General features: G+C 73.5%; 18 protein-coding genes, 2 tRNA genes, 1 pseudogene and 1 riboswitch. Of the genes and pseudogenes, 14 read left to right on the top strand and 7 right to left on the bottom strand.

Going from position 1 to position 26,324, the window contains the following annotated elements; all coding sequences use genetic code 11:
• The 10 genes and pseudogenes from ACZ6EG_RS08185 to ACZ6EG_RS08140 all read left to right on the top strand — a co-directional run.
• Positions 1-318 (top strand): annotated as a pseudogene (locus tag ACZ6EG_RS08185) (DEAD/DEAH box helicase); the annotation flags it as partial.
• A 128-nt stretch (positions 319-446) separates the two neighbouring features.
• Positions 447-1,982, top strand: coding sequence for an amino acid permease (locus ACZ6EG_RS08180; RefSeq protein WP_391971629.1), 1,536 nt, complete (start codon positions 447-449; stop codon positions 1,980-1,982).
• Between the two features lie 118 nt (positions 1,983-2,100).
• Positions 2,101-2,173, top strand: a tRNA-Lys gene (locus tag ACZ6EG_RS08175).
• Between the two features lie 316 nt (positions 2,174-2,489).
• The gene (locus ACZ6EG_RS08170) at positions 2,490-2,738 is read left to right on the top strand and encodes a hypothetical protein (RefSeq protein ID WP_391971628.1); all 249 of its coding nucleotides are present in this window, start codon (positions 2,490-2,492) and stop codon (positions 2,736-2,738) included.
• 98 nt (positions 2,739-2,836) lie between these two features.
• Positions 2,837-4,024, top strand: a complete 1,188-nt coding sequence (locus tag ACZ6EG_RS08165; protein ID WP_391971773.1) for a SpoIIE family protein phosphatase — start codon at positions 2,837-2,839, stop codon at positions 4,022-4,024.
• Positions 4,025-4,070: 46 nt separating this feature from the next.
• Positions 4,071-5,201, top strand: a complete 1,131-nt coding sequence (locus tag ACZ6EG_RS08160; RefSeq protein WP_391971627.1) for a dihydrofolate reductase family protein — start codon at positions 4,071-4,073, stop codon at positions 5,199-5,201.
• Positions 5,202-5,256: 55 nt separating this feature from the next.
• Positions 5,257-5,330: transfer RNA gene (locus ACZ6EG_RS08155), tRNA-Met, on the top strand.
• Positions 5,331-5,490: 160 nt separating this feature from the next.
• Positions 5,491-6,723: a PP2C family protein-serine/threonine phosphatase gene (locus tag ACZ6EG_RS08150; RefSeq protein WP_391971626.1), complete on the top strand. Its 1,233-nt coding sequence runs from the start codon at positions 5,491-5,493 to the stop codon at positions 6,721-6,723.
• A gap of 224 nt (positions 6,724-6,947) precedes the next feature.
• Positions 6,948-7,105, top strand: a riboswitch (cyclic di-AMP (ydaO/yuaA leader).
• A gap of 10 nt (positions 7,106-7,115) precedes the next feature.
• Positions 7,116-8,150: a M23 family metallopeptidase gene (locus ACZ6EG_RS08145; RefSeq protein WP_391971625.1), complete on the top strand. Its 1,035-nt coding sequence runs from the start codon at positions 7,116-7,118 to the stop codon at positions 8,148-8,150.
• 132 nt (positions 8,151-8,282) lie between these two features.
• Complete coding sequence (locus ACZ6EG_RS08140; RefSeq protein ID WP_469602710.1) at positions 8,283-9,227, top strand: aldo/keto reductase; 945 nt, start codon at positions 8,283-8,285, stop codon at positions 9,225-9,227.
• Between the two features lie 43 nt (positions 9,228-9,270).
• Here the strand turns inward: ACZ6EG_RS08140 and ACZ6EG_RS08135 are convergent, their stop codons facing one another.
• The 4 genes from ACZ6EG_RS08135 to ACZ6EG_RS08120 all read right to left on the bottom strand — a co-directional run bounded on the left by ACZ6EG_RS08135 (position 9,271) and on the right by ACZ6EG_RS08120 (position 14,265).
• Entirely contained in the window at positions 9,271-10,641 is a 1,371-nt protein-coding gene (locus ACZ6EG_RS08135) for a PrsW family intramembrane metalloprotease (protein ID WP_469602707.1), read from the bottom strand.
• 10 nt (positions 10,642-10,651) lie between these two features.
• Positions 10,652-11,503 (bottom strand): tRNA (guanosine(46)-N7)-methyltransferase TrmB, encoded by an 852-nt coding sequence (trmB, locus tag ACZ6EG_RS08130; protein WP_391971622.1) that lies wholly within the window; start codon positions 11,501-11,503, stop codon positions 10,652-10,654.
• Between the two features lie 32 nt (positions 11,504-11,535).
• Positions 11,536-12,768 (bottom strand): L-2-hydroxyglutarate oxidase, encoded by a 1,233-nt coding sequence (gene lhgO, locus ACZ6EG_RS08125; RefSeq protein ID WP_391971621.1) that lies wholly within the window; start codon positions 12,766-12,768, stop codon positions 11,536-11,538.
• Positions 12,769-12,843: 75 nt separating this feature from the next.
• The gene (locus ACZ6EG_RS08120) at positions 12,844-14,265 is read right to left on the bottom strand and encodes an MFS transporter (protein ID WP_391971620.1); all 1,422 of its coding nucleotides are present in this window, start codon (positions 14,263-14,265) and stop codon (positions 12,844-12,846) included.
• A gap of 680 nt (positions 14,266-14,945) precedes the next feature.
• Between ACZ6EG_RS08120 and ACZ6EG_RS08115 the strand changes: the two genes are divergently transcribed.
• Positions 14,946-17,069, top strand: a complete 2,124-nt coding sequence (locus ACZ6EG_RS08115; RefSeq protein ID WP_391971619.1) for an asparagine synthase-related protein — start codon at positions 14,946-14,948, stop codon at positions 17,067-17,069.
• Positions 17,070-17,374: 305 nt separating this feature from the next.
• Here the strand turns inward: ACZ6EG_RS08115 and ACZ6EG_RS08110 are convergent, their stop codons facing one another.
• Both ACZ6EG_RS08110 and ACZ6EG_RS08105 read right to left on the bottom strand, forming a co-directional pair.
• Positions 17,375-19,309 carry a sigma-70 family RNA polymerase sigma factor gene (locus tag ACZ6EG_RS08110; protein ID WP_469602702.1) on the bottom strand — a complete coding sequence of 645 codons (1,935 nt, stop codon included), beginning with the start codon at positions 19,307-19,309 and terminating at the stop codon, positions 17,375-17,377.
• Between the two features lie 231 nt (positions 19,310-19,540).
• Complete coding sequence (locus ACZ6EG_RS08105; protein WP_469602699.1) at positions 19,541-20,368, bottom strand: TetR/AcrR family transcriptional regulator; 828 nt, start codon at positions 20,366-20,368, stop codon at positions 19,541-19,543.
• A 372-nt stretch (positions 20,369-20,740) separates the two neighbouring features.
• Between ACZ6EG_RS08105 and ACZ6EG_RS08100 the strand changes: the two genes are divergently transcribed.
• Positions 20,741-22,120, top strand: a complete 1,380-nt coding sequence (locus tag ACZ6EG_RS08100) for an NAD(P)/FAD-dependent oxidoreductase (protein ID WP_391971616.1) — start codon at positions 20,741-20,743, stop codon at positions 22,118-22,120.
• A gap of 182 nt (positions 22,121-22,302) precedes the next feature.
• Positions 22,303-23,952, top strand: coding sequence for an ATP-binding SpoIIE family protein phosphatase (locus tag ACZ6EG_RS08095; RefSeq protein ID WP_469602695.1), 1,650 nt, complete (start codon positions 22,303-22,305; stop codon positions 23,950-23,952).
• Positions 23,953-23,983: 31 nt separating this feature from the next.
• Here ACZ6EG_RS08095 and ACZ6EG_RS08090 read toward each other — a convergent pair whose 3' ends face one another.
• A complete protein-coding gene (locus ACZ6EG_RS08090) occupies positions 23,984-25,246 on the bottom strand; it encodes an MDR family MFS transporter (protein ID WP_391971614.1) in 1,263 nt (420 codons plus the stop codon).
• A 148-nt stretch (positions 25,247-25,394) separates the two neighbouring features.
• On the opposite strand from ACZ6EG_RS08090, the gene ACZ6EG_RS08085 reads away from it, so the two are divergent.
• Positions 25,395-25,943: a MarR family winged helix-turn-helix transcriptional regulator gene (locus tag ACZ6EG_RS08085; protein ID WP_356602947.1), complete on the top strand. Its 549-nt coding sequence runs from the start codon at positions 25,395-25,397 to the stop codon at positions 25,941-25,943.
• Positions 25,944-26,324: the final 381 nt, after the last annotated feature.

Genomic DNA, 26,324 nt, shown 5'->3' with positions numbered 1-26,324 from the left:
CGCCGTGACGACCGCGGTGACCGGGGCAACGACCGTGGCGGGCGTTCCTTCGAGCGCCGTGACGACCGGGGCGGCGACCGTGGCGGCTTCCGCCGTGACGACCGCGGCGGACACCGCGGCAGCGACCGTCCGTTCAACCGTGACCGCCAGGGCGACCGCCCCGGCAGCGACCGTCCGTTCAACCGCGACCGCCAGGGTGACCGCCCCGGCTTCCGCTCCGGCGGTCACGACCGCCCGTACGGCCGTCGTGACGACCACCGCGGTTCCTCCTCCTTCGGCCGCCGTGACGACAAGCCGCGCTGGAAGCGCAACGGCTGACGCCGAGCAGTACTGAGCGCCGTGGCCTCCACCCCTGGGGTGGAGGCCACGGCGCTTTGTTCTCGGCGCCTCAGGTCCAGCCATGGAGTGACGCATGTCACGTCTCCCCGGAGGGAATTGCTGGGGGCATGACAGATGACGCCAAGGTGAGTGGGCTGTCGGACGAGGAACGGCTGGCCCAGCTCGGCTACACCCAGGTTCTGGCCCGCCGCATGTCGGCGTTCTCCAACTACGCGGTCTCCTTCACCATCATCTCGGTCCTCTCGGGCTGCCTGACCCTCTACCTGTTCGGCATGAACACGGGCGGTCCGGCCGTCATCACGTGGGGCTGGGTCGCCGTCGGCCTGATGACCCTGTTCGTCGGCCTGGCGATGGCCGAGATCTGCTCGGCGTACCCGACGTCGGCGGGCCTGTACTTCTGGGCGCACCGTCTCGCACCGCCCCGCACGGCCGCCGCCTGGGCCTGGTTCACGGGCTGGTTCAACGTGCTGGGCCAGGTCGCGGTCACCGCCGGCATCGACTTCGGCGCCGCGTCCTTCCTGGGCGCCTACCTGAACCTCCAGTTCGGCTTCGAGGTCACCCCCGGCCGCACGATCCTCCTCTTCGCCGCCATCCTGATCCTGCACGGCCTGCTCAACACCTTCGGCGTCCGCATCGTCGGCCTGCTGAACAGCGTCAGCGTCTGGTGGCACGTCGTCGGTGTCGCGGTCATCGTCGGCGCGCTGACCTTCGCGCCCGACCAGCACCAGTCGGCGTCCTTCGTCTTCGGCGAGTTCGTCAACAACACCGGCTGGGGCAGCGGCGTCTACGTCGTCCTGATCGGCCTGCTGATGGCCCAGTACACGTTCACCGGCTACGACGCCTCCGCCCACATGACCGAGGAGACGCACGACGCGTCCACGGCCGGCCCGAAGGGCATCGTCCGCTCCATCTGGACCTCCTGGATCGCCGGCTTCGTCCTCCTCCTCGGCTTCACCTTCGCCATCCAGTCCTACGACGGCGCCCTCGCCTCCCCGACCGGGGCGCCGCCCGCGCAGATCCTGCTCGACGCGCTCGGCGCCACCGCCGGCAAGCTGCTGCTGCTGGTCGTCATCGGGGCGCAGCTCTTCTGCGGGATGGCCTCGGTGACGGCCAACAGCCGCATGATCTACGCCTTTTCCCGGGACGGCGCGCTGCCCTTCTCCCACCTCTGGCACACCGTGAACCCGCGCACCCGCACGCCGGTCGCGGCCGTCTGGCTGGCGGCGCTGGCGGCGCTGGTCCTCGGCCTGCCGTACCTGATCAACGTCACGGCGTACGCGGCCGTGACGTCGATCGCCGTCATCGGCCTCTACATCGCCTACGTCATCCCGACCCTGCTGCGGCTGCGCAAGGGCGACGACTTCGAGCGCGGGCCCTGGCATCTGGGCCGCTGGTCGCGGGCGGTGGGCGTGGTGGCGGTGTCGTGGGTCGGCGTCATCACCGTCCTGTTCATGCTTCCCCAGGTCTCCCCGGTGACCTGGGAGACCTTCAACTACGCGCCCGTCGCCGTCCTGGTGGTCCTCGGCTTCGCCGCGACCTGGTGGCTGGCCTCGGCCCGGCACTGGTTCCTCAACCCCGACCACGCACGCAACCGGGCCCGTGCGGCGGCCCGGGCGAACACCCCGGAGCCGGTGGACCCGTAGCCGCCGGACCGCGCGACCGAGGCCGACGCGACCGTGTCTCCGATACCCGATCGGCGTCCCGGCCGCGTCGGGCTATGCTCGGTGTGGCAACATCACGCATCACCGCGCATCACCCCCTGGGCCCTTAGCTCAATTGGCAGAGCAGTGGACTTTTAATCCATTGGTTGTGGGTTCGAGTCCCACAGGGCCTACCGGTGGCGGGCGGGCCGCGAGCCCCCTGCCCGGTCACGCAGCGTCCGAGTCGGCACCGTCCGCTCGGACGCTGCCGCGTTCTCGGCCCGGTCCGCGTCCGCCTCCCCGTCTTCGGCGGAGAACAGGGCCTGGTGGTGTGAATATGGTCCATATGGATATGCGAGCCAGGAATCGCGTGATCGTGACGGGCCGGGCGGTCCGGCCTGTGGTGATGGCGCACGGGTTCGGGTGCGAGCAGAACACGGGGCGGCTGGTGGTGCCGGTCCTGGGGCCCGACGCCTCGACGCTCAGCGGAGGACGGGCTGGAGATCTGCCGTGAGCTGGAGGCAGGGGCAGGAGCTGGGGCCGGTGGTCTTCGTGGGGCATTCGGTGAACGCGATGACGGGAGTGCCGGCCGCCGCCCGGGAGTCCGGGCGCTTCGCCGGTGCCGACGACCTCGACGAACCGATGGAGTCGATGGAGTCGATGGAGTCCCTCCCCGCCCCCGGGCACTGCCCCCGGCTGAGCGCACCCGGTGCGACCGCCGCGACGATCGCCTCCTTCGCCGCCGAGGTGGGCCGGTGACCGGCGCGTCCCACGGCGGGCACGGCGACGGCGGCGGCTCGGGCGTCGGCACGGGTTCCGGCGACGGCGCGGGCGGTGCGTGGCCGCCCGGCTCCGAGCTGCCGGAGGACAGCGTGGAGGACCTCTACGAGAACGCGCCCTGCGGCTACCTGTCCACGCTGCCGGACGGGCGGATCACCAAGGTCAACAAGACGCTGCTGGACTGGCTCGGCCACCGGCGCGACGACCTCGTCGGGCGCCTGCGCTTCGCCGACCTGCTCACCGTCGGCGGCAGGCTCTACCACGAGACCCACTTCGCTCCCCTGCTGTCCATGCAGGGGGAGGTCCGCGGCATCGCGCTGGAGCTGAAGGCCGCCGACGGTTCGCGCCTGCCGGTCCTGGTGACCTCCACCGTCAGGACCGGCGAGGACGGGCAGCCGCTGCTGATCCGCACCACCCTCCTCGACGCCCGTGACCGGCGTGCCTACGAGGACGAGCTGCTGCGGGCCCGGCAGGAGGCCGACACCGAACGCGACCGCCTCAGAACCCTGGCGACCACGCTCCAGCGGACCCTGCTGCCCCCCGCCCTGGACGACGTGCCCGGTCTGGACGTCGCCGCCCACTACCACATCGCGTCCGTCGACGAAGTCGGCGGCGACTTCTACGACTTGTTCCCCCTCACGCAGGGGACCTGGGGTCTCTTCCTCGGAGACGTGTGCGGCAAGGGCGCCGCCGCCGCCGCGATCACCTCCCTGGCCCGCTACACCCTGCGTGCCGCGGCGGTCTACGACCCCGACCCCGCGGCCGTGCTCCGCAACCTCAACACCGTCCTGAACCACGAGTACAACGGCTACGACCCGCGGTTCTGCACCGTGATCTTCGGGCTGCTGACCCCCGTCGGCGAGCAGGGCGCTTTCCGGATCACCCTGGCCAGCGGAGGGCACCCGCCGGCCCTCCTGCTGCGTGCCGACGGCAGCGCCGACTACCTGCCCACCCCCGGCGGCCAGCTCGTCGGGGTCCTGCCGGACGCCCACATCGCCACCACCACCGTCCGCCTGGACCCCGGCGACACCCTGCTCCTCTACACGGACGGCCTCACCGAGGCCCACACCGACCAGGCCGGTGGACGCTACGGCGACGAGGCGCTCGTGGACTTCGCCCGTTCACTGGCCCCCACCACCGCGTCCGGCGCAATCCAGGCCCTGAGCGACCTGCTCGACGCCCTCGGCACCGGCGTGGACGACGACACCGCCGTCCTCGCCATCAACGTGCCCCGGCCGCCCGGCGGGGAGCGACGGGGCGCCTAGGGTTGCCCCGCCGGAACCCGCCGCCCCTCCCCACCGGAGTACGCCCATGCCCCTCCCCTACGTCCTGCTCTCCGCCGCCGTCTCCCTCGACGGCTGCCTGGACGACACCGGCCCCGAACGGCTGCTGCTCTCCTCCCCGGCCGACTTCGACCGGGTCGACGAGGTGCGGGCGTCCGTCGACGCGATCCTGGTCGGTGCCGGCACGATCCGGGCCGACAACCCGCGGCTGCTGGTGAACTCGGCCGAGCGGCGAGGCGCCCGGATCGCGGCCGGGAAGGCCGAGTACCCGCTCAAGGTGACGGTCAGCGCCGCCGGGGAGCTGGACCCGGCGGCCGCGTTCTGGCACACCGGGGGCGAGAAGCTGCTGCTCACGACGGACCGGGGCGCCCGGCGGGCCCGGGCCCTGGGACTCGCCGCCGACGTGGTGCCGCTCGGCGAGGCGCTCGACTGGCGGGCGGCGCTGGAGCACCTGCACGACGAGCGGGGAGTGCGGCGGCTCATGGTCGAGGGCGGGGGGACCGTGCACACCCAGTTGCTGCGCCAGGAACTCGCCGACGAACTCCAGCTCGTCCTCGCCCCTCTGCTGGTCGGCGACCCGGACGCGCCCCGTCTGTTCGGTCCCGGGGCCTACCAGCGCGGCCGGCTGCGGCTGGTGGAGTCGCGGCGCATCGAGGACGTCGTACTGGCGCGGTACCTGCCGACCGCCCCGGGCGCCGGAGGCCGGGTGACCGCCGCCGACCGGCACTGGCTCGCCCTCGCCTGCGAGCTGGCGCAGCTGTGCCCGCCGTCCGGGACGGCGTTCAGCGTGGGGGCGGTGGTGGTCGCCGCCGACGGGACCGAGCTGGCGCGGGGGCACTCCCGCGAGGGCGGGGACCCCGTCGTGCACGCCGAGGAGGCCGCACTCGCCAAGGCCGACCCCGCCGACGCCCGGCTGTCGACCGCCACGGTGTACAGCAGCCTGGAACCCTGCGCCCGCCGCGCCTCCCGGCCCGCACCCTGCGCCCGGCTGATCCTCGACGCCGGTGTGCGCCGCGTGGTCACGGCCTGGCGGGAGCCGGACACCTTCGTGCCGGGCGCGGACGGCGGCGGGGTGCTCACCGCCGGGGGCGCCACCGTCGTCGTCCTGCCCGAGTACGAGGAGCGCGCGAAGGCTCCCAACCGCCATCTGGAGGGGTAGCGGGGTACGGATGTGCATTCCGCCCCCGCGATGACGTACAGTGGAGACACAACGGCGCGGGGTGGAGCAGCTCGGTAGCTCGCTGGGCTCATAACCCAGAGGTCGCAGGTTCAAATCCTGTCCCCGCTACTGAAACCGAAGGCCGGAATCCCTTGAGGATTCCGGCCTTCGGTGCGTTCAGGTGCGTTCACCCGGTCGGCCCTCACGGCTCGCCGCCCGCCCCCGATCCGGGAAACCTGGAGACGGGACGGCAAGCGGCGCGGAGGTTCGGGGCGGCGGGAGACGAGTGGTGCGGCCAGGTCACGTGGACGACGAGGGAGCGTACGCCAGGGCCGGCGGCCGGCTCCCCGGCGACCCCGCGCCCGATCCGGGCCTCGGCACCGAGGCGATGGCGCCGCCCACCCCGGCCGAACGGCCGCCGCGGACCCCGTACGGGCGCCGCCTGGTGCGCCTGCTCCCGGTCGTGCTCATCGTCGTCGCCATCCTGTACGACATCTTCACCCCGAGATACTTCACGGCCGGCCCGCTCTACACGGCCGCGCCGCTGGTCGCCGCCCCCCTCTACTCGCGGCGGGGCACGGCGCTCACCGGCGTCGCCGTGGTCGCCGCCGTCGTCGGGCTGCAACTGAGCAAGGGCGTCGCCCACTACGTCGACTCCCTCACGGAGTTGATCACCATCGCGACGGTCGCCGCCCTCGCGGTCTTCGTCAACGCCTTCGTCCGCCGCACCGGTGAGCGCCTCGTCAGCGTCCGCGAGATCGCCGAGGCCGCCCAGCGTGCCGTGCTGCCCGAGCCCGCCGAACGGATCGGCGGCTTCGAGATCGCCGCCTGCTACGAAGCCGCGCAGGCCGACGCGTTCATCGGTGGGGACCTGTACGCGGTGCAGGACAGCGCGCGCGGCGTCCGGCTCATCGTCGGGGACGTGCGCGGCAAGGGCATGGGCGCGGTGGCCGCCGTCGCCGTCGTGATCGGCGCCTTCCGCGAGGCCGCCGAGCAGGAGGCCACCCTCGAGGCGGTGGCCCAGCGCCTGGAGCGGGCGCTGGCGCGCGAGGGCACCCGGCGCAACGGACTGGACGCCTTCGAGGGGTTCACCACCGCCGTCCTCGCCGAACTCCCGCACGGCGACGGGGTCGTGCGGATCGTGAACCGAGGTCACCCGCCCCCGCTGCTGCTGTACGCCGACGGCACCCTGCGTCCGCTCCCCGCCCGGGAGCCGGCGCTGCCGCTCGGGATGGGCGAGCTGGGCGTGTGGCCCGACCGGGCCCAGGAGGACGCCTTCCCGGGCGGAGCCACGCTGCTGCTGCACACCGACGGCCTGTCCGAAGCCCGGGACGCGCGGGGCGAGTTCTACGACCCGCACGAACGGCTCGCCGGCTGCGTCTTCCGGCACCCGGGGAAGCTGCTCGCCGCCCTCGCCGAGGACGTGCGCCGGCACTCCGGGGGCGGGATGGCGGACGACATGGCACTGCTCGCCGTACGCCGTCCCGCGCGCGAAGACCTTGATCATTGTCACGAACGGTGATCTGGCGAGCGCCCTGCGCATAACGACTGACATACCGTCAGAAACGCGTGGCGTGAAGGGGAATACTGAGGGGCGGTCAACTCGCCCGGATTTCACCGGTCATGAGGCGTATGTCTCGTCCGGATTCGTTAATGATCAAGAGGAACAGCTTGGAATCCCGGCCCCGCGTCTATTAACGTTCGATAACGCAGCGCGGTCGTCCCAGCCGTCACAGAAGGCGGCTCCGTGCGCACGCGCCGAATCCCGCGAGGGAACCGGGGAACCACCACCTTGGGGTGAATCGCTCGTACGACGCCGTGGAGACACGGCGGATATACGCGCGTAGGAGACCTTCCTGCTCCGAACCCGTCAGCTAACCCGGTAGGCGGAAGGAAGGAAAGGAGTACGCCCACGTGGCGTCCAACCGGCCTGCCCCCGAGGCCCCGTTCGTGCCCAGCGCGCACGACACCGACACCTTCGGCTACGACGGCCACCGCACCGAAGAGGGCCCCTGGGAGGAGTGGAATCCCACCGCGGACTCCATCCGCCCCGTGCGCGGCCGGCACCGCGTCGCCAAGCAGCGCGGCGGACTCGCCCGCAGCTCCACCGTCCTCGGCGTCGGTGTCATAGCCGCGGTCGGCGCGGGCGGCATGGCCAGCGCGCAGACCGGCAAGCCGCCGGTGTCCATCTCCATGCCCGACCTGCCCAACGTCGGCTCGCTCATCTCGGACGACGAGGAGCCGGAGCCGCAGGGTTCCACCGCCCCGCTCAGCGGCATCGGCGTGGCCGCGACCGCCGACACCGCGGAGGGCGCCTCCGACGCCGGTGAGACGCTGCGGGCCCGGATCATGGCGCAGGCCGAGCAGCAGCAGGCCCAGGTCGAGACCAAGGCCGCCGCCGAGGCCGCGGCCGCCGCCGAGAAGAAGGCCGCGGAAGCCGCCGCCAAGGCGGAGAAGGAGGCCGAGGCCAAGGCTGCCGCCGCCAAGAAGAAGGCGGAGGAGGAGGCCGCGAAGAAGGCCGAGGCCGAGCGGCTCGCGAAGCTGGCCAAGCAGTACACCCTGCCGACCTCCTCGTACACGATCTCCTCCAGCTTCGGCCAGGCCGGCGCCTACTGGTCCTCCGGCTACCACACCGGCCTCGACTTCGCCGCGCCCACCGGCACGCTGCTCAAGGCGGTGCACAGCGGCACCATCACGTCGGCCGGCTACGAGGGCTCCTACGGCTACAAGACCGTGCTGACCCTCGATGACGGCACCGAGATCTGGTACGCCCACCAGTCGTCGATCAGCGTCAGCGTCGGCCAGAAGGTCACCACCGGTGACGTCATCGGCCGCGTCGGCGCCACCGGCAACGTGACCGGGGCCCACCTCCACATGGAGGTCCACACCAGCGACGGCGGCGGGATCGACCCGATGGCCTGGCTGCAGAGCAAGGGCCTGACCCCCTGACCGACGCCGTGCACGGCCCCGCCGGTCCCCGGCGGCCCTGACGGCGACCCCCCGACGCCAGGGCTGCCGGTTTGCGGGATTTTTGCCCCGCTCCCGGAATCACCGGCTCCGTCGTGGCCGTTGACGCAGGACATGACTTCTCTGCGCAAGCTCGGCTCCTCTGACCTCGAGGTCTTCCCCCTCGCCCTCGGTGGCAACGTCTTCGGCTGGACCGCCGACCAGGACACCTCCTTCGCCGTCCTGGACGCCTACACGGCCGCGGGCGGCAACTTCGTCGACACCGCCGACTCGTACTCCGCGTGGGTCGACGGCAACAGCGGCGGGGAGTCCGAGACCATCGTCGGCAAGTGGCTCGCCTCCCGCGGCAACCGCGGTGACGTCGTCCTCGCCACCAAGGTCAGCCAGCACCCCGAGTACCCGGGCCTGTCCGCCGCGAACATCAAGGCGGCGGCCGACGCCTCGCTGCGCCGCCTGGGCACCGACCACATCGACCTCTACTACACCCACTTCGACAAGCCCGAGGTGCCGGTACAGGAGATCGTCGGGGCGCTCGACGAGCTGGTGCGGGCGGGCAAGGTCCGGCACATCGCCGCCTCCAACATCTCCGCCGAGCGGCTCGCGGCGTCCCTGGAGTTCTCCGACCGCGAGGGCCTCGCCCGGTACGTTGCGCTCCAGCCCCACTACAACCTGGTCTCGCGGGACACCTACGAGGGCGGGCTGCGCGACCTCGCGGAGCGGGCCGGCCTGGCCGCCGTGCCGTACTACTCCCTCGCCTCCGGATTCCTCACCGGCAAGTACCGGGCCGGGTCGGCCGTCGACAGCCCCCGTGCGGGCGGCGCGGCGAAGCACCTGGAGACCGAGCGGGGCCGGCGGGTCCTGGCGGCCCTGGACGAGATCGCCGAGGCCCACGACGCTCCCGTCGCCACGGTCGCCCTGGCCTGGCTGGCCGCGCAGCCGACGGTGGCCGCACCGATCGCCTCCGCCCGCACGGTCGAGCAGCTCCCGGCGCTGCTGGGGGTGGCCGAGCTGTCCCTCACCCCGGACGAGGTCGCCCGGCTGGAGCAGGCGTCGCTCTGACGGCCGGATCCCCGGGGACCGCGGCCGGTGGGGCGGACCGGGGCTACCCGCGGTGGGGGTGGGGCGGGGCGTACGGAAGGTGGCCGTGAGGGGCGTGGTACTGGCCCGGGGAGGGCGCGAGGAGCGGTGCGGCGGGGGCGTACCCGTAGGGCCCGCGGCCGGGATAGGCCCCGTACGTCGCGCAGCCCGGCCAGGGCGGTGGGGGCGGCGCGGTGGCCCGGGCCGCGTAGTCCAGCGCCGGGCGGGCCACGGCGCGCCGCTGCCACAGGGCCTCCAGCAGCTCCCGCTCCCGTACGGCGAAATCGGCGCTCACCCTGCCCCGGCGCCCGCGGTGCCGCAGGAACGCCAGCGAGGTCGCGTACGCCTCGTACCGCGCCACCGTCCGCGCCGCCTCCTTCCCGGCGTGCCGGCGCGCGTGCTGCCGGGCGATACGGCGGGCGCGCATCGAACCGAGCGCGTGCGGTTCCCCGGGCGACAGCCATCCGGCTAGGACGTACACGGGCAGCTCGGCACGCACGGCGCCCAGTTCGCGCTGCCGGGTCCAGATCGCCAGCCAGGTCAGCAGTCCGAAGGACGGGACCATGAAGGCCGCGTACACGGCGAAGAAGCCGTACTCGCCGAACGCGGCCGAGCCGTTCCACAGGGCGTGCACGCCCATCGCGAGCAGCAGGCCGGCCAGGGGGAGCAGGGCCCGGCGCAGGCGGTGCCGGCCCGCGGAGAGCGCCGCGATGCCGAAGCCGATGCCGGTGAGCACAGTGAAGAGAGGGTGGGCGAAGGGCGACATCACGATGCGGACGAAGAACGTCGCCGCGGTGACCGACGCGATGCCGCTGCCGCCGGTGAGCTGGTCGGTGCCGAAGGCGGTGCCCAGGTAGAGGATGTTCTCGGTGAAGGCGAAACCGGTGGCGGTGACGCCGGCTGTGACGACACCGTCGACGATGCCGCTGAAGTCGCGCCTGCGGAAGAGGAAGACCAGCAGTATGGCGGCGGCCTTGGCGGACTCCTCGACGACCGGGGCTATGACGGTGGCGCCCAGGGTGTCCGCGCCGGACGGGTCCGCGGTGGCGGTGGCTATCCACCGCGTCGCGAAGCTGTTGGCGACGATGGCTATCAGCGCCGCCGCGCAGGCGCCCCAGGCGAAGCAGAACAGCAGGTTCCGCCAGGGCCCGGGCTCGACCCGGTCCAGCCAGCGGAAGGCGGCCAGGAGCAGCGGCACCGGCAGCACCGCGAGGCCCAGCCCGACCAGGAAGCCCTGCGTGCCGGTCTGTTCGCGCACCAGGGCCAGGATGACCAGGCCGGAGAGCGTGAGCAGGGTGACGAGCGCGCCGTAACGCACCCAGGGGCGCTGCCACCAGTGCGGATGCGTCCGGGGACGGGCGGGCGGACGCGTCGGGTACGGGGGACAGGTGGCCACGGCATGGACCCTAACCGGTGGGGGGCTGCTGCTCCTTGTGCTGATCGCGCTGCTGTACGCGGCGGAAGAGCAAGTCGTTCACCACATGTCCCTTGTCCAGTCCCTGGCCCTCGAAACGGGTCCGGGGCCGGTGGGCGGGGCGCGGCGCGAAACCACCGTCCGGCACGGTGTTCTCGAAGCCGGGGTGCGCGGTGAGCACCTCCAGCATCTGCTCGGCGTACGGCTCCCAGTCGGTGGCGCAGTGCAGGACGGCCCCCGGGGCCAGCCGCGTCGCCGCCAGGGTCAGGAACTCGGGCTGGATCAGCCGGCGCTTGTGGTGCCGCTTCTTCGGCCAGGGGTCGGGGAAGTAGACGCGCAGCCCGGCGAGCGAGCCGGGGGCGAGCATCTCGCGCAGGAGGATGATCGCGTCGCCGTTGCCCACCCGGATGTTGGACAGGCCCTCCCGCTCCGCGAGACCCAGCAGATTGCCCTGGCCGGGGGTGTGCACGTCCACCGCGAGGATGTTGGTCCCCGGGTCGGCGGCGGCCATCCTGGCGGTGGCCTCGCCCATGCCGAAGCCGATCTCCAGGACGACGGGCCGGTCGTTGCCGAACAGCTCGGCGAGGTCGATGACCCGCTGTCCGTCGATGTCCAGTCCCCACTGGGGCCACAGCCGCTGCAGCGCGTCCGCCTGCCCGGTGGTCACCCGGCTCCGCCGGGGCTGGAAGCTCCGGATCCGCCGCTCGAAGTGCGATCCGGCCGGGTCGGCCTTGGGTCCGTCGGGGAAGCGGGGCTCGCCCTTGGCACGGGTGTGCCTCAGGTCGTCACCGGCGTGGGGGGCGGCGGGCTGGGAAGCGTCGGAGGCGCTGCGGAAATCAGACACAGTGCCCTCGATTTTACGGTCGGTCGCGCCGGTCACGACGCTCCCAGCGCGGCCAGGGCCCTGCGTCCCACCTCCCGCCCGATCGGCAGCGCCGCCGTCGCGGCGGGGGACGGCGCGTTCAGCACGTGGACCGCGTGGGCGCCCTCGCGGATGAGGAAGTCGTCCACCAGCGTCCCGTCCGCCAGCACCGCCTGCGCCCGCACTCCCGCGGGCGACGCCACCAGGTCGCCCTCCGTCACGGCGGGCAGCAGCCTGCGCACGGCCGTGGTGAAGGCTCCCTTGGACAGCGACCGGCGCAGCTCGCCCGCGCCGTACCTCCAGTGCCGTCGGGCTATCCGCCACGAGCCCGGCCAGGCGAGGGTGGCGCCCAGCTCGCGGGGCCGCACCACGTCCCAGCCGTAGCCCTCCCGGGCGAGGGCCGGCACCGCGTTCGGCCCGACGTGGACGCTGCCGTCGATGCCTCGGGTCAGGTGCACCCCGAGGAAGGGGAACGCCGGGTCCGGCACCGGGTACACCAGGCCCCGCACCAGCTCCGGACGGGCCAGCTCGTAGTACTCGCCGCGGAAGGGGACGATCCGCATGCCCGGGTCGTCGCCGGTCAGGCGGGCGATCTCGTCGCACTGCAGCCCGGCGCAGTTGACCAGGACGCGGGCGCGGAGCACGTCCCCGGAGCGGGTGCGCACGGCCACCCCGAGGCCCGGACGCCGGTCGATGTGCCGGACCCGCGCGCCGTAGCGGATCTCGGCGCCCGAGGCCCGGGCCAGCTGCCGGGCCACCGCCACGTAGTCGCAGACGCCGGTGGTGCCGACGTGGATGGCGGCCAGGCCGCGCACCTCGGGCTCGTACTCCGGGATCTGGGCGGCGCCCAGCTCGCGGACCGGTATGCCGTTCTCCCGGCCGCGCTGGACGAGGGCGTGCAGGCGGGGCAGCTCGGAGCGGTGGGTGGCGACGATCAGCTTGCCGGTGACGGCGTGGGCGATGCCGTACTCGGCGCAGAACTTGACCATCTCGGCGGAGCCCCGCACCGCGTAGCGGGCCTTCAGGGAGCCCGGGCGGTAGTAGACGCCGCTGTGGATGACGCCGCTGTTGCGGCCCGTCTGGTGCCGGGCCGGGCCCGGCTCCTTCTCCAGGACCATGACCCGGGTGCCGGGCGCGGCGCGCGTGATCGCGTACGCCGTCGACAGGCCGACGATCCCGCCGCCGATCACCAGTACGTCGCAGTCGTACGCGACGCGCCGCGCGGCCGCCGTCCGCACTCGTTCCATCTCCCGGTCCACCTCCCGCCTCCGATAGTGCACTGCGCCACTGACAATGCCCTCAAACCCGGGAGGCGCGGCGGATCAGGCCGTGGTCATCAGGAGTGGCCGGGCGCGCTCGCGCAGCTCGACCACGCGCGGCTCGTCGCCGTACGGCTCGAGGCGGTGCAGGAGGTCCTTGACGTACTCGGTGGTGCGGGCCGAGGAGATGCGGCCGGCGACCTCCACCGCCCGCACGCCCTGCTCGCAGGCGGCGTCCAGATTGCCCGACTCCAGCTCGGCCACGGCCGAGACGACGAGCCTGAGGCCGTGCGAGCGTACGAACTCCTCCGTCGGTTGCGACAGGGCCTGCTCGGTGAAGCGGCGGACCTGGCGTGGTGCCTTCAGGTCGCGGTAGCACTCGGCGGCGTCGGCGGCGAACCGGTCGTAGGAGTAGAAACCCAGCCAGGAGGGGTCGCTGTCGCCGGGCCGGGCGCGCTCCAGCCAGCTCTCGGCGGCCTTGAGGGCGGCCCCGGCCGCCGGGGCGTCGCTCGCGCGCGCGTGGGCGCGTGCCTCCACCAGCCGGAAGAAGCTCATGGTGCGGGCCGTGGCGAGGCCGCGGTTGCGCTCCAGGGCGGCCTGGGCCAGGTCCACGCCCTCGTCGCCGAAGCCGCGGTAGGTGGCCTGGAGCGACATGGAGGCGAGCACGTAGCCGCCCAGGGGCACGTCGGCCGCCGCGCGGGCCAGGCGCAGGGCCTGGATGTAGTACCGCTGGGCCGCTTCCTGCTGGCCGGTGTCGAAGGCCATCCAGCCGGCCAGGCGGGTCAGTTCCGCCGAGGCGCCGAACAGGGCGCGGCCCACCTCGTCGGAGTAGGAGCCGAGGAGCAGCGGGGCCGCCTCCACGCGTAAGCACTCCGGGACCATCGACGAACGCCAGTCGCCGCCGCCGTACTTGGAGTCCCAGCGGCGGGCGTCCTCGGCGGCCTCCCGCAGCTTCCGTACGTCACTGTGGCCGACTTTGAGCGGTGCGCCGGAGCCCTCGGCCGGGCTCGCGTCGCGCGCCACCGAGCTGTCGGCCGGGGTTATCAGCCATCGCGAGGCGGGTGTCGCGTACGCGCTCACGGCGAACGATCCGGCGAGGGACTGCCAGATGCCGCCGCCCGCGCGGCGTCCGGCGAGGTCGAGGCGGTACAGCTCGGTGGCGGACCTGACGGCCTGCCCGACGTCCCGGGGGAAGGCGAGGCCCACCTCGGGGGCGGGATCGGCGTCCGCGAGGCCGATCTCGTGCAGCGGCACCGGGCGGCCGAGTTTCTGGCCGATGGCGGCGGCGATGAGGTGCGGCGCGGCACCCTGGGGCACCATGCCCTTCGACACCCAGCGCGCCACCGACGTCTTGTCGTAGCGCAGCGTCAACCCGCGTTGGGCGCCTAGGTCGTTGACCCGCCGGGCGAGGCCGGCGTTGCTGATTCCCGCGAGGGCGAGAACGGTGCCGAGCTTTTCGTTCGGCCCGCGTTGCTCCCTGGACATGCGCCACCCCTCGACACAGACGGCTGCCGCGCTGGCATAACCACGCGGCATTCGTAAACCCAGCGTAGTTCGCCGGATCCCATGCGTTAAGAGGCATTGTTCCGGATGGCGGGATTGTGGTCCGTACGGAAGCGCGGTGCCTGTACGGTCCGTTGCCGCGTGCTCCCGGTGTGTGGCCGTGCGCCCGCCCGTGCGCTCTTCTCCGGCCACCGGGGGAGCGGTTCCATGGCTGACGCGTGGGTCGGCCCGCTGTACTGGATCCAGTGGGCTGGGGGACACCGCCGCCTACATCCCCGCGGGCGGCGGACGGGTCCGGGGGGTGTGCCTCGCCTCCCGGACCGCGCACCGCCGGTCGGTGCGCAAAGCCTGTACGGAGCGTGTTCGAACGTGTCCGCGTGACGCCGATTTGGCTGAAAAACGCCCCTGTCGTTTCCGGGGTTCCGCGGCCCTCACCACGGGAGTTGAGGGCGCGTCGGGGAGCCAAGGGGCGCGTTGCGGGGGCGCATTCGCGTCGTCTTCACCCCCTCCGGACAGGAAGTTGCCCTCCTCGGGCGGACATCCGCGGAGGCGCATTCACGGGAGCACATGCGGCTCCGCCGATGCTCTGCGGCGCGCCCTTCATGGCAGCATGGGACCAGTTCGTACGGTGCACTGGTTGTCCCCAGCCTGTGGAGGCGTCGATGCGGTGGTTGGTGGGGTGGAGCAGCGCCGCCGTGGGAGCAGCGGGGATCGCCGGCGCGGCCGGCTCCGCGGGGGCCACCGGGTACGACGGCGAGACCGTACAGCCCGTGGGCGCCCAGCCGTTGTGGGGCGACCCCGATCCCCTGTGGGCGGTCGGCGACTGGCGCCCCGACGAGGTGCGGGTCGTCACGGTCGATCCGCAGACCCGGATCGCCGTCCTCGGTATCTGCGGTGCCAGCGACGAGCAGCTGCGCGTCGGCCTGTTCGCCGCGCGCGGAGGGGCACTTCGGCACCTGACGGCGTGGCCCGGCAGCTACACGGCCGTCGTCCAGGTGGGGCGGCGGATCACCGTCTGCGGCGATCTCGCGGGCGCGCGCCCGGTGTTCCACACCCCCTGGGAGCGCGGCACGGCCTACGCGACGGCCGCGCTGCCCCTGGCCGACCTCGTCGAGGCCAACCTCGACTTCGGCTACCTCGCCGCGCTGCTCGCCGCCCCCGACGTGCCGGCCGCGCTGGACGACTCCACCCCGTACGACGGCGTGAAGCGCGTTCCGCCGGGGCATGCCCTGATCCTGCGCGCCGGGGCGCGTGAGATCGCCGGGTACGAGCCGGTGGCCTCGCTCGCCGTGGCGGCGCCCTCGGCCGACCCCGACCGTGCGGTGGACGGGGTGCGGGACGCCCTGGTGGAGGCCGTGCGCACCCGTCTCGCCGCGCCGCGGCACGTCCCCGGCGACGGCATAGACCCCGGCCCCGTGCCCGGCATGGGCCCCGCGGAACGGCGTGCCGCGCGCGGGATGCCGGTCCCGGGGATCGGCGCCGACCTGTCCGGCGGGCCCGCCTCGGGAACGCTGGCGCTGCTGGCCGCCGGGCTGCCCGGGATGCCGGGGACCGTGCTCGGGCACGGCACCGGGGCGGGCGAGCGGCTGCTGGCCGTCACCTTCAACGACCTGGCCGTCGGCGGGCAGGAGGCCGAGCTGGAGCGGGCGGGCGCGCTGGCGGCCAACCCGCGGCTGCACCACGTCGTCGTCGCCGGCGACGAGGAGGTGCTGCCGTACGCCGCGCTGGAGGGGCCGCTCACGGACGAACCGGGCTCCGTCCTGGTCGCGGCCGCCCGGCACCGGGCGCGGCTGGCCGCGGGCAGCGCGGACCACTTCACCGGGTACGGGGCGCGTCAGGTGCTGGACGCGCACCCGGCACGGCTGGCCGACCTGCTGATGGACCGCAAGCGGCGCCATCTCGTACGGCCGGTCGCCGCGCTGGCCAAGGCGGACGGCTCGGTGCTGGTCCCCGCGCGGGTGTACGGCGCGGCCCGGCGACTGGCGCGGACGCCGTACCGCACCGGGCTCGAAGTGCTCGCCGAGCGGCTGCTGCGGCGGCGCTTCGACGCCCCGACGGACGGGGGCGGGGCCATGGAGGCCTCGCTGGCCGTGCTCGCCTGGGCGGGGCCCGGGCCGGCGGCGCGGTGGCTGACCGGGGAGGCGCTGGCTGAAGTATCGGTTCGCCTCCAGACGTCCTCGCAGCGGTCCGGGGTGGGCCCCGGGCAGCGGCCCGGTGACTTCCGGGCGCGGGCGGCGCTGGCCCGGCAGGCGGCGGAGGTGCGGGTGCTGGAGCAGGCCGCCGAGATCCGCTTCCAGCGGCTGCACACGCCGTTCCTCGACAACCAGGTCGTCCGCGCCTGCCGCGCGCTGCCGGAGGCGCTGCGGGTGCAGCCGGGGGCGCGGGCGGCGATCCTGCGGACGGTGCTGGAGGGGGCGGGGGTGAGCGAGTTGCCGAGCGGCTGGGGGGCGCCTTCGCAGGCGGTGGCTGCCTCCGCGGCGCGGACGGGGCTGCGGGTGGCCGCGGACTCGCTGCTCGGGCTGTTCGACACGCCGCTGCTCGCGGAGGCGGGGCTGGTGGAGGCGCGGGTCGTGCGCAAGGCGGTGCGGGGGGCGGCCGCGGGGGAGGCGTTGCCGCTGGCGGGGCTGGCGGACCTGGTGTCGCTGGAGCTGTGGCTGCGGCGGTTGCTCGCGCGGCGGGGGACGTGCTGGACGGGGACGCCGGCGCGGCAGCGGGCGGTGCCGGCGGGGATCGCTCCGCAACGGGGGGCGTTGGGTGGGGCGGGGGCGGTGGTGCGGCGGGGGTGAGGGGGCCTCCGGCGGTTGGGCGGGGGTGCCTGCGGGTGCCTGCGGTGGTCGTGCGGGGTGCCTGCGGCGCCCTGTGGGGCCTGTGGGGGGCGGTGGGGGTGTGCGTTGCGCGGTGCGTGCGGTGGGGGGGCGGGGCCGCGCCGGGGGGTGTCCGTCCTCGGAACGGCGTGGAATCGGTCGGGTGACAGGGTTCGGTCCGTTGACGCGCCAACCGCTGCGGGCGGACACCCCCCGGCATGGCCCCTTCTCGCCGTACGCGGGTGCGGGCCCTCGCCCCCCTGCTCGCCCCTGCTCGCCGTGCGCGCCTACGTGCAGGTGAACCGTGACTGTGCCCAGTCCGCGAGTGTCAGGGAGTCGCCGGGGGTGTGCGGCTCGACCACCAGGCGTACGGTCTCGCGGCCCGCGAGGTCCACGTGGACCGGTACCGCCGGGGCTCCGCCCTCCACCACGCCCGAGGTCCACAGGCGGGTGCCGTCGGCGTACACGGAGAAGTGGACCTGGCCCAGCCGCATCGTGAGGTCGTCGGTGCCCACGAGTGCGTCGTACGACGAGCAGGCGGCGTTGAGGGTGATGGTCACGGAGGAGCGGCCCTGCACCGTGACCCCGTGCGCGTACCGCTCGCCGCCGATCGACAGGGCGGACCGCTGCCACACCCAGCTGCTGCCGGCGAGCCGCATCTCGGGGCCGGTGCCGTCGCCGGTGATGTCGTACGCCAGCTCGTTCCACTGGTGGACGGTCGGGGCGGGCGGTGGGGTCGGGGGAGAGGGCTCGGGGGGCGGAGGGGGAGCAAGGGTGGGTGTGGGGGGTGGCTCGGGGCTGGGGGTCGGGGTCGGGGTGGGTGTGGGGGGCGGTGGGGCGGTGGGTGTGGGGGACGGGGTGGTCGGGCTGGAGGGTGGCGGAGGCGAGGGTTCCGGGGTGGCCGCCGGTGGGTGGGGGCGTGTTGGGGGTGCGGGGGTGTCCGGGGCGGGCTCGGCCACCGGGGAGGAGGCGGGTGGGCCCGCCTGGGGTGGTTGTCCGGCCGGGGCGTCGTCGCCGATCAGCGCGAAGACCAGCGCGGCCGCGGCGGCCACCGCGACCACACCGGCCGCGATCCCGGCCTTCACCGGCGCTCCCAGGCCCTCGGAGGCCGCGGCACCGCCCCCGGCGCCGGACCCGCCTGAGCCGGCCCCCGCGCCCGCGGCACCGGCACCCGCGCCGCCGGCGATGAGTCCCGCCGCCTTGGCGTACCCGGCGGCGCCGAACCAGCCGATGACCGCGACCGGGACCACGGCCGGGATACCGCCGGCGACCTCCTCGATCTGTGTGGCGGCCAGTCGGCACCTGGCGCACTCCTCCAGGTGCTTGCGCAGCCCCCGTTCGGCCCGGGTGCGCAGCCTTCCGCGCGCGTAGGTGCCCAGCTGGTCGGCGTAGCGGGCGCACTGTTCGTCGGCGGCGAGGGTCTCGCTGACGTGGGCCTGGAGGTAGGCCTGCTTCAGGCCCTCGCGGGCGCGGCTGGCGAGCACACGGGTGCCGTTGGCGTCCAGCCCGAAGAGCACGGCCACCTCGCCCGGCGACTCGTCCTCGACCTCGGTGTGCCACAGCACGGCCTGCCACCGTTCCGGCAGGGAACGGAAGGCGCGCATGGCCATCGACTGCTCGGCCTCGTGCAGGGCGCGGACGTCGGCGCCCAGTTCCAGCGTGTCGTCGTCCGGAGTGCGGGGGGTGTGCGCGGACTGCGCGGCGAAGACCGCGAAGTCGTCGACCAGTTGCTCCCGACCCGCCGACCGGGTCCAGCCGGCGGCGACGCGCCGGACCGCGGTGAGGAGGTAGGCGCGTACGGCGTGCTCCGGGCCCGAGCCGCCGCGCACCGCCTGGAGCATGCGGGCGAAGACCTCCGCGGTCAGGTCGTCCGCGGTGTGGGCGTCACGGCAGCAGGTGCGGGCGTACCGGCGCACCCCGTCCGCGTGGCGCCGGTACAGCTCCTCGTAGGCCGTGTCGTCGCCCGCGCGCATCCGCTGGATCAGCACCGCGTCGGACGACGGCAGCTCGCGCGGCGGAGGCAGCACGCCCTCGTCGTACGGCTCGCGGAGCGGTGGGAGGACGCTGTCCTCGTGCACCTCGCGCTGGGCCGGGACGCCGCCCTCCGCCGGGATGCCGCGGCGCGGGACCCGGGCCGGTCCGCCCTGGCCAGGAACCTGCGGCGGACCACCGGATCCGGTGAGGTCGTCACCGAGTGAGCCGTTCCGCCCGTCATCACTCATCGCGGAAGGCCTCCGCCACCTGCCCAGCCAGTCCCGAACATCGGGTCAGCGTGGCATACGGGCTGTTGGCCAGGTCCCCGCGGAGCGGACCGTCACTCGTCCGTGGGCTTTTCGGGCGAAGGGGTGATGACGCTCAGCCGTTCGGGGAAGGAGGGGCCGCCCCGTCCCGGCGGGAGCGGGGCGAGAAGCGCGGGAACGCCCGTCGCGGCCCGCCCACCCGTGGCCCCGCGCTCACGCCGGCCGTGACCGCAACCCCTCCAGCAGGATGTCCAGCAGCCGGGCCGAGGCCGCGGCCTGCTGTGCGGCGTCCGGCAGCGAGGGCGCCGCGGTGGCTATCACCAGCAGCACGTCCGACACCGAGACGTCCGGCCGCAGCTCGCCCGCCGCCCGCGCCCGCTCCACCAGCCGGCCCACGACCTCGAGCAGCGCCGCCGCCCCGTCGTCGTCCGGCACGGAAGCCATCGCCCCGACCGCACTGACCGCGACGTCGGCGGACGCGGCCGCCTCGGACACCAGCCGCAGTTCCCCGGAGCCCGGCTGGATCCGCTGCTGCGGCACCCGCGGCTCACCGGACGCGACACCAGCGGGAGCGCCGACACCGGCCGCGCCGCTGTCGGCCTCCTCTGCCACCCCGACCCGCAGGACCTGCGGCGGCAGCAGCCGGCCCGCGCCCGAGGCCACCGACGTCCGCAGGAAGCGCGACAGCGCCGACCACGGCTCGTCCTCCTGCCCGAGCGCCGTCCTGGCCTGGTCCGTCAGCCGGGCCGTCTCCTCCTCGGCTATCCGCCGCACGAGGACGTCCTTGCTCGGGAAGCGCCGGTACACCGTGCCGACACCGACCCGCGCGCGCCGCGCCACGTCCTCCATCGGCGCGCCGTACCCCAGCTCACCGAAGACCTCGCGTGCCGCGCGCAGCACGTGCTCCAGATTCCGTTGGGCGTCCACGCGCAACGGCGCGGTCCGGGCCCCGTCCCCGCGTGCCCCGCCCGTCGTCGCAGTCATCGCACCACCGGGCGCGACGGTTGACGTGGACGACCAATGAGAGTCCTGAACATGCATGACAATCCCCCGGTAATGACGTCTCCCCCCGGAGACTCTCCCCGCCATCGAAAGCCGGAGTGCGTGGAACGGCTCGGCTCCTGGGTCCGCCCGTCGCGGACCCGCTGAGCGCATTCCCCTACACGCCGTGGGAGAGAACATAGTTGAGTGGGGGTCAATTCAGAAGGGGCAGGTTCCGCACGGAGCGCCCACCGATCGGAGTACGGATCGTATACGCCCCGTATGATCCGCCTTCCGCCCTCGAGCCCACCACCGCTGACCTGCGCAATCGTGGCGAGGCACGGCGGTCGGGTCCGCCCTGCGCCCCGGTGATCTCCGGTCACACAAATCGACGAGCCTGTGGACAAACGCAAGCGTCGGGTGCGTCATGGGATGGTGAAGGAACGTGCGCGCATTCTCGTTGTCGGCGGCGGCTACGTCGGGATGTACACGGCCCTGCGTCTGCAACGGAACCTGAGAAACGAACTGAGGCGGGGCGAGGCCGAGATCACGGTCGTCACGCCCGACCCCTACATGACGTACCAGCCGTTCCTCCCCGAGGCGGCGGCCGGCTCCATCTCCCCGCGGCACGTCGTCGTGCCGCTGCGCCGTGTCCTCGACCGGTGCGACGTCGTCATCGGCGAGGCGCGGTCCGTCGACCACACGACGCGCACCGCCACCGTCACCACCCTCGCCACCGAGGAGGAGGGCGCGGGATCCCGCCGGCTGACGTACGACGAACTCGTCCTCGCCCCGGGCTCCGTCTCGCGCACCCTGCCCGTCCCCGGCCTCGCCGACCACGGCGTCGGCTTCAAGACCGTCGAGGAGGCCATCGGGCTGCGCAACCACGTCCTGGAGCAGATGGACATCGCCTCCTCCACCCGCGACCCGGCCCTCCGCGACGCCGCCCTCACCTTCGTCTTCGTCGGCGGCGGCTACGCGGGCGTGGAGGCCCTCGGGGAGCTGGAGGACATGGCCCGCTACGCCGCGCGGTACTACCACAACGTCACCCCCGACGACATGAAGTGGATCCTCGTCGAGGCCTCGGGCCGCATCCTGCCCGAGGTCGGTGAGGAACTGGGCCGCTACACGGTCACCGAACTGCGCCGCCGCAACATCGACGTACGCCTGGACACCCGCCTGGAGTCCTGCGCCGACCGCGTCGCCGTCCTCAGCGACGGCTCCCGCTTCCCCACCCGCACGGTCGTCTGGACGGCCGGCGTCAAACCCCACCCGGTCCTCGCCGCCACCGATCTCCCCCTCGACGACCGCGGCCGGCTGAGGTGCACCCCCCAGCTGTCGGTCGACGGCGCCCCGCACGCGTGGGCCGCGGGAGACGCCGCCGCCGTTCCCGACGTCACCGCCGCTCGGTCCGGCCGGGACTGCGCCCCCAACGCCCAGCACGCCGTCCGCCAGGCCAGGGTCCTGGGCGACAACATCGCCCACGCCCTGCGCGGCGAACCCCTGGACACCTACGCGCACACCTACGCCGGTTCCGTCGCCTCCCTCGGCTTCCACAAGGGCGTCGCGCACGTCTACGGGCGCAAGCTGAAGGGCTACCCCGCGTGGTTCATGCACCGCGCCTACCACCTCAGCCGCGTCCCCACCGTCAACCGCAAGGCGCGCGTGCTGGCCGAATGGGCCCTCGCCGGTCTCTTCAAGAGGGAGATCGTCTCCCTCGGTTCACTCGAACATCCGCGAGCGGAGTTCGAACTCGCGGCCGGTGGAAAGCCTTCTCAGGAACCTCCGCGCAACCCGAAGGGGTCGTCCTGACCGGACTCAGGAACTCCACCGGGCGGCCCGGCGTCTGACGGATGTCGGCCCGGTCGGCACCCTGCCAGACTGGGCCCGCACCGCGGGCGCGCCGTCGCTCGCCCACGCGCGGCCCCCGGGCCCCGGCCGGCCCCGGCCCGTCCCGGTCACCGGCCGTCGACAACTACACGAGGCAAGGATTCGTGAACTTCACGCGCTGGAGCGCCCGACTCCCCGGAACGCAGCGCCGCGCCGCAGCGCGGACCGACACGACCGTCTCCCCGGACCGGCGGGGAGACGGCTCCGTACCCGCCGCCCGCGCCGAACAGCTGACCGACGAGGCCCCGCCCGTCCCCGCCGTCGACGACCTCCCCGTGCGCGACGTCCTCGACCGCGTCCCGGCCCTCGTCGCCCTCGTCCACGGCCCCGACCACCGCCTCGCCTACGTCAACGACGCCTACGTCGCGGCCTTCGGCACCCGCCCTCTGGGCCGACGGGCCCGTGAGGCGCTCCCCGAACTCGACCAGCTCGGCCTCTTCCCGCTCCTGGACCAGGTCCAGCGCAGCGGACGCCCCCGCACCCTCAAGTCCCGCAAGGCACCCGACGGCCGCTCCTACACCTTCACCTGCGCCCCGGTCACCGAGGGCGACACCGGCGGCGACCGCGGCGTGCTCGTCTTCGCGACCGACGTGACCGACCACGCCGAGGCCGCCGCCCGCCTGCGCGCGAGCGAAGGCCGCCAGCGGGAGACCGCCGTCACCCTCCAGCGCTCCCTGCTCCCCCAGGAACTGGAGGAGCCCGACGACCTGCGCGTCGCCGCCACCTACCACCCCGGCGGCACCGAGGCCGCGGTCGGCGGTGACTGGTACGACGTGATCACCCTCGGCGGCGGCCGCACCGCCCTGGTCATCGGCGACGTCATGGGCCGCGGCGTCCGCGCGGCGGCCGTCATGGGCCAGCTCCGTACGGCGGTCAGGGCCTACGCCCGCCTCGACCTGCCCCCGCACGAGGTGCTCCAGCTCCTCGACGGCCTCGCCGCCGAGATCGACGCCAACCAGATCGCCACCTGCGTCTACGCCATCCACGACCCGAACGAGGGCCGGCTGGTCTACGCGTCCGCCGGGCACCTGCCGATCCTGGTCCGCGACGCGAACGGCACCGTCGAGCGCGCCGACGAACCCACCGGCCCCCCGCTCGGCACCGGCGGCTGGATCCACACGTCCGGCTCGATCCCCCTGGCCCCCGGCTCCACGGCCGTCCTGTACACCGACGGCCTGGTCGAGCGCCGCAACGAGGACCTCGACGAGGGCATCGCCGCCCTGGAGCGCGCGCTGTCCGGCGCGACCGGCACCCCCCAGGTGATCTGCGACCGCCTGGTCCGCTCGGCGGGCGTCACCCCGGACCACGACGACGACGTGGCCGTCCTCGTCCTCCAGCATCCCGCCCGCAAGGGCGCGGAGGCGGAGCGCTTCCGCAACGCCGCCCTGGAGCTGCTGGGCGGCGTCGAAGCGGCTCCCCGCGCGCGTGCCTTCGCCTCCGGCGTCCTCGCCAGCTGGCGCTTCCCCACCGAGCTGCGCGACCTGGGCGTCCTGGCGACCAGCGAACTGGTCGCCAACTCCCTCCAGCACGGCACGCCCCCCATGCGGCTGCGCCTGCGCCGTACCGACCGCCGTCTGATCATCGAGGTCACCGACGGCGACGACCACCTCCCCAGACGCCGCCGTGCGGAGCCCGGGGACGAGTCCGGCCGGGGCATCGCCATCGTGGCGACGATCGCCTCCAACTGGGGGTCCAGACGCACGCCCGGAGGCGGCAAGGCGGTCTGGTGCGAGTTCGTCCTGCCGAAGCCGTGAGCCGCCGACCGTGAGAGAGGGCCGGCCGGGCTCACGCCCGCGCGGCCCCCACCGTGTCGGCCGGCGCCCCGCTCTGCGTGACCACCCGGCTCCGCGCGAGCGAGGGCTGGTTCTGTACGTCCGTGAGCTGCCGCCCCAGCCGCACCGCCAGCACCGTGATGCCCAGCGAGAAGAGCAGGAACGCCACGATGTACGGCGCGTGCAGCGAGGCCCCGAGCGGCCCGCCCACCGCCGGCCCGATCGCCAGCGCGAGCTGCTTCACCAGCGCGAAGGCGGAGTTGTACTGGCCGGCCAGCCCGGTCGGCGCCAGATCCGCCACCAGCGGCGCCAGCGTCGGCGACAGCATCGCCTCGCCCAGCCCGAACAGCGCGTACGTCGAGATGAAGGCGGCCGTCGCCATCGTCTGACTGCCGTGTCCGAGCCCGGCGTACCCGGCCACGGCCCATGCGACCGCCCAGATCAGTCCCACCGCGGCGATCACCCGTGAACGCTTGCGCCGCTCCACGAACCTCAGCACCGCGAACTGCGCGACGACGATCATCAGCGTGTTGGCCGCCAGCGCGGTCCCCAGCGCGGACGTGGTGATGCCGGCCGCTTCGACGCCGTACGCGCTCAGCCCCGACTCGAACTGCCCGTAGCAGGCGAAGAACAGCACGAAGCCCAGCACGCACAGCTGCACCATGGCCCGGTTGCCCAGCAACTGCTTCCAGCCGCCGCCGGACTGCCCCGGGGCTTCCTCCATGAGAGGGGAGCGCGGCGTCCGCACCGTCACCATCACCGCGACCAGCAGCAGGAACATCGCCGCCTCGATCGCGAACAGCAGGGTGAACGAGGAGGCGCTCGTGGTGTCGACCAGGTGGCCGCCGATGAGTCCGCCGACGCCGAGCCCCAGATTCTGCAGGAAGAACTGCATCGCGAAGGCCCGTGACCGCGTCTCCGCGGTGGAGCAGTCCACGATCATCGTCGCGAGCGCGGGCTGCATCACGGCCTGTCCCGCCCCGAGCGCGGCCGCCGAGAGCAGCACCGTCGCCGCGGAGGCCGACAGCCCGAGGCTCAGCGCACCGAGCGCGGCGGTGACCAGGGCGACGAGCAGCACCGGCAGCGGGCCGCGCCGGACGATGGCCCGTCCGGCGAACGGCAGCACGATCAGCGCGGCCACGGCGAAGACGGCGAGTACGAGACCCGCCGTCACCGAACCCAGTCCCCGTACCTGCGCCACATAGACGTACAGGTAGGGGACCGTGAAGCCGAGTCCGAACGCGCTGAGTGCGTTGCCCACATGAATCCGGCGCATCGCTGCGCCCCTTGCCCTGGTCACGTTCACCCTCTCCGGGTCGATCGCTCCAGCCGTTAGGCCTGAAGACTTAGAAGCTAAAGTTCGAAGCTAAAGAGTACACAGCGAAGGACTTCAAGGCAAAGGGGTCGCGTGCCATACTGCGCCCATGGGCGACACCTCCGGCGCCGGCGAGCCGACCCTCGAAGAACAGATCGCCGCCTACCAGCGCGAGTTCCAGGACCTCGACCCCCAGGTCGAGAAGATCGTCTCGGCGCTCTCCCGCCTCAACCGCCGCATGAACGTCGCGTACGGCCGGCAGACCGCCGAGCTCGGCATCAGCAACACCGACTGGGAGGTGCTGAAGGCGCTCGTCCTGTCCGGCGCCCCCTATCGCCTGGGCCCCGGTGACCTCGCCAAGCGGCTCGGGCTGACACCGGCCGCGATGACCCACCGCATCGACCGCATGGTGACGGAGGGGCTGGTCACCCGGGAGCGGGACGAGTCCAACCGGGTCCGCGTCATCGTGGAGCTGACGGCAGAGGGGAGGAGTAAGTGGCTCGAAGCCATGCGCCTCGCCTCCGGCTTCGAGGAGGACCTCCTCCAGGACCTCTCTGCGGACGACCGGACCGCGCTCGGCGAGGTCCTCACCCGCCTGCTGCGCAGGGTGGAACACGCCCAGCCGGACGCCGGCGGTCGGCTCAGCGACCTCGATTAAAGATCTTGACAGGCGTGCTTGACAGCCCCCCGGGGGGTCCGTAAGGTTCTTCGGGTTGCCACGGGGCCGTAACGGTTCTGCGGTAGCACCTCCGCCGCATCAGCGGCACCCAAACCACCAGCACGACCCCCACCGGGAATGCATTCGGCATGTCCGAATTCAATTCCGATTGGGCTCGGCGGCCCGATCACCTCGATTGGGAATCGGCGAGAGAGTCCGCTAAGGTTTGAGACGTCGGAACGGCCAACGGCCGCGAGGACAACCCCCTCTGACGGGGAATCAGAGTCCGAAAGGATCTGATAGAGTCGGAACCGCCGGAAAGGGAAACGCGAAAGCGGGAACCTGGAAAGCACCGAGGAAATCGGATCGGAAAGATCTGAT

The sequence above is a fragment of the Streptomyces sp. NPDC041968 genome (assembly GCF_055589025.1).
The sequence above is the reverse complement of the archived record's forward strand: the minus strand, read 5'-3'. Positions and strand labels throughout refer to the sequence as shown.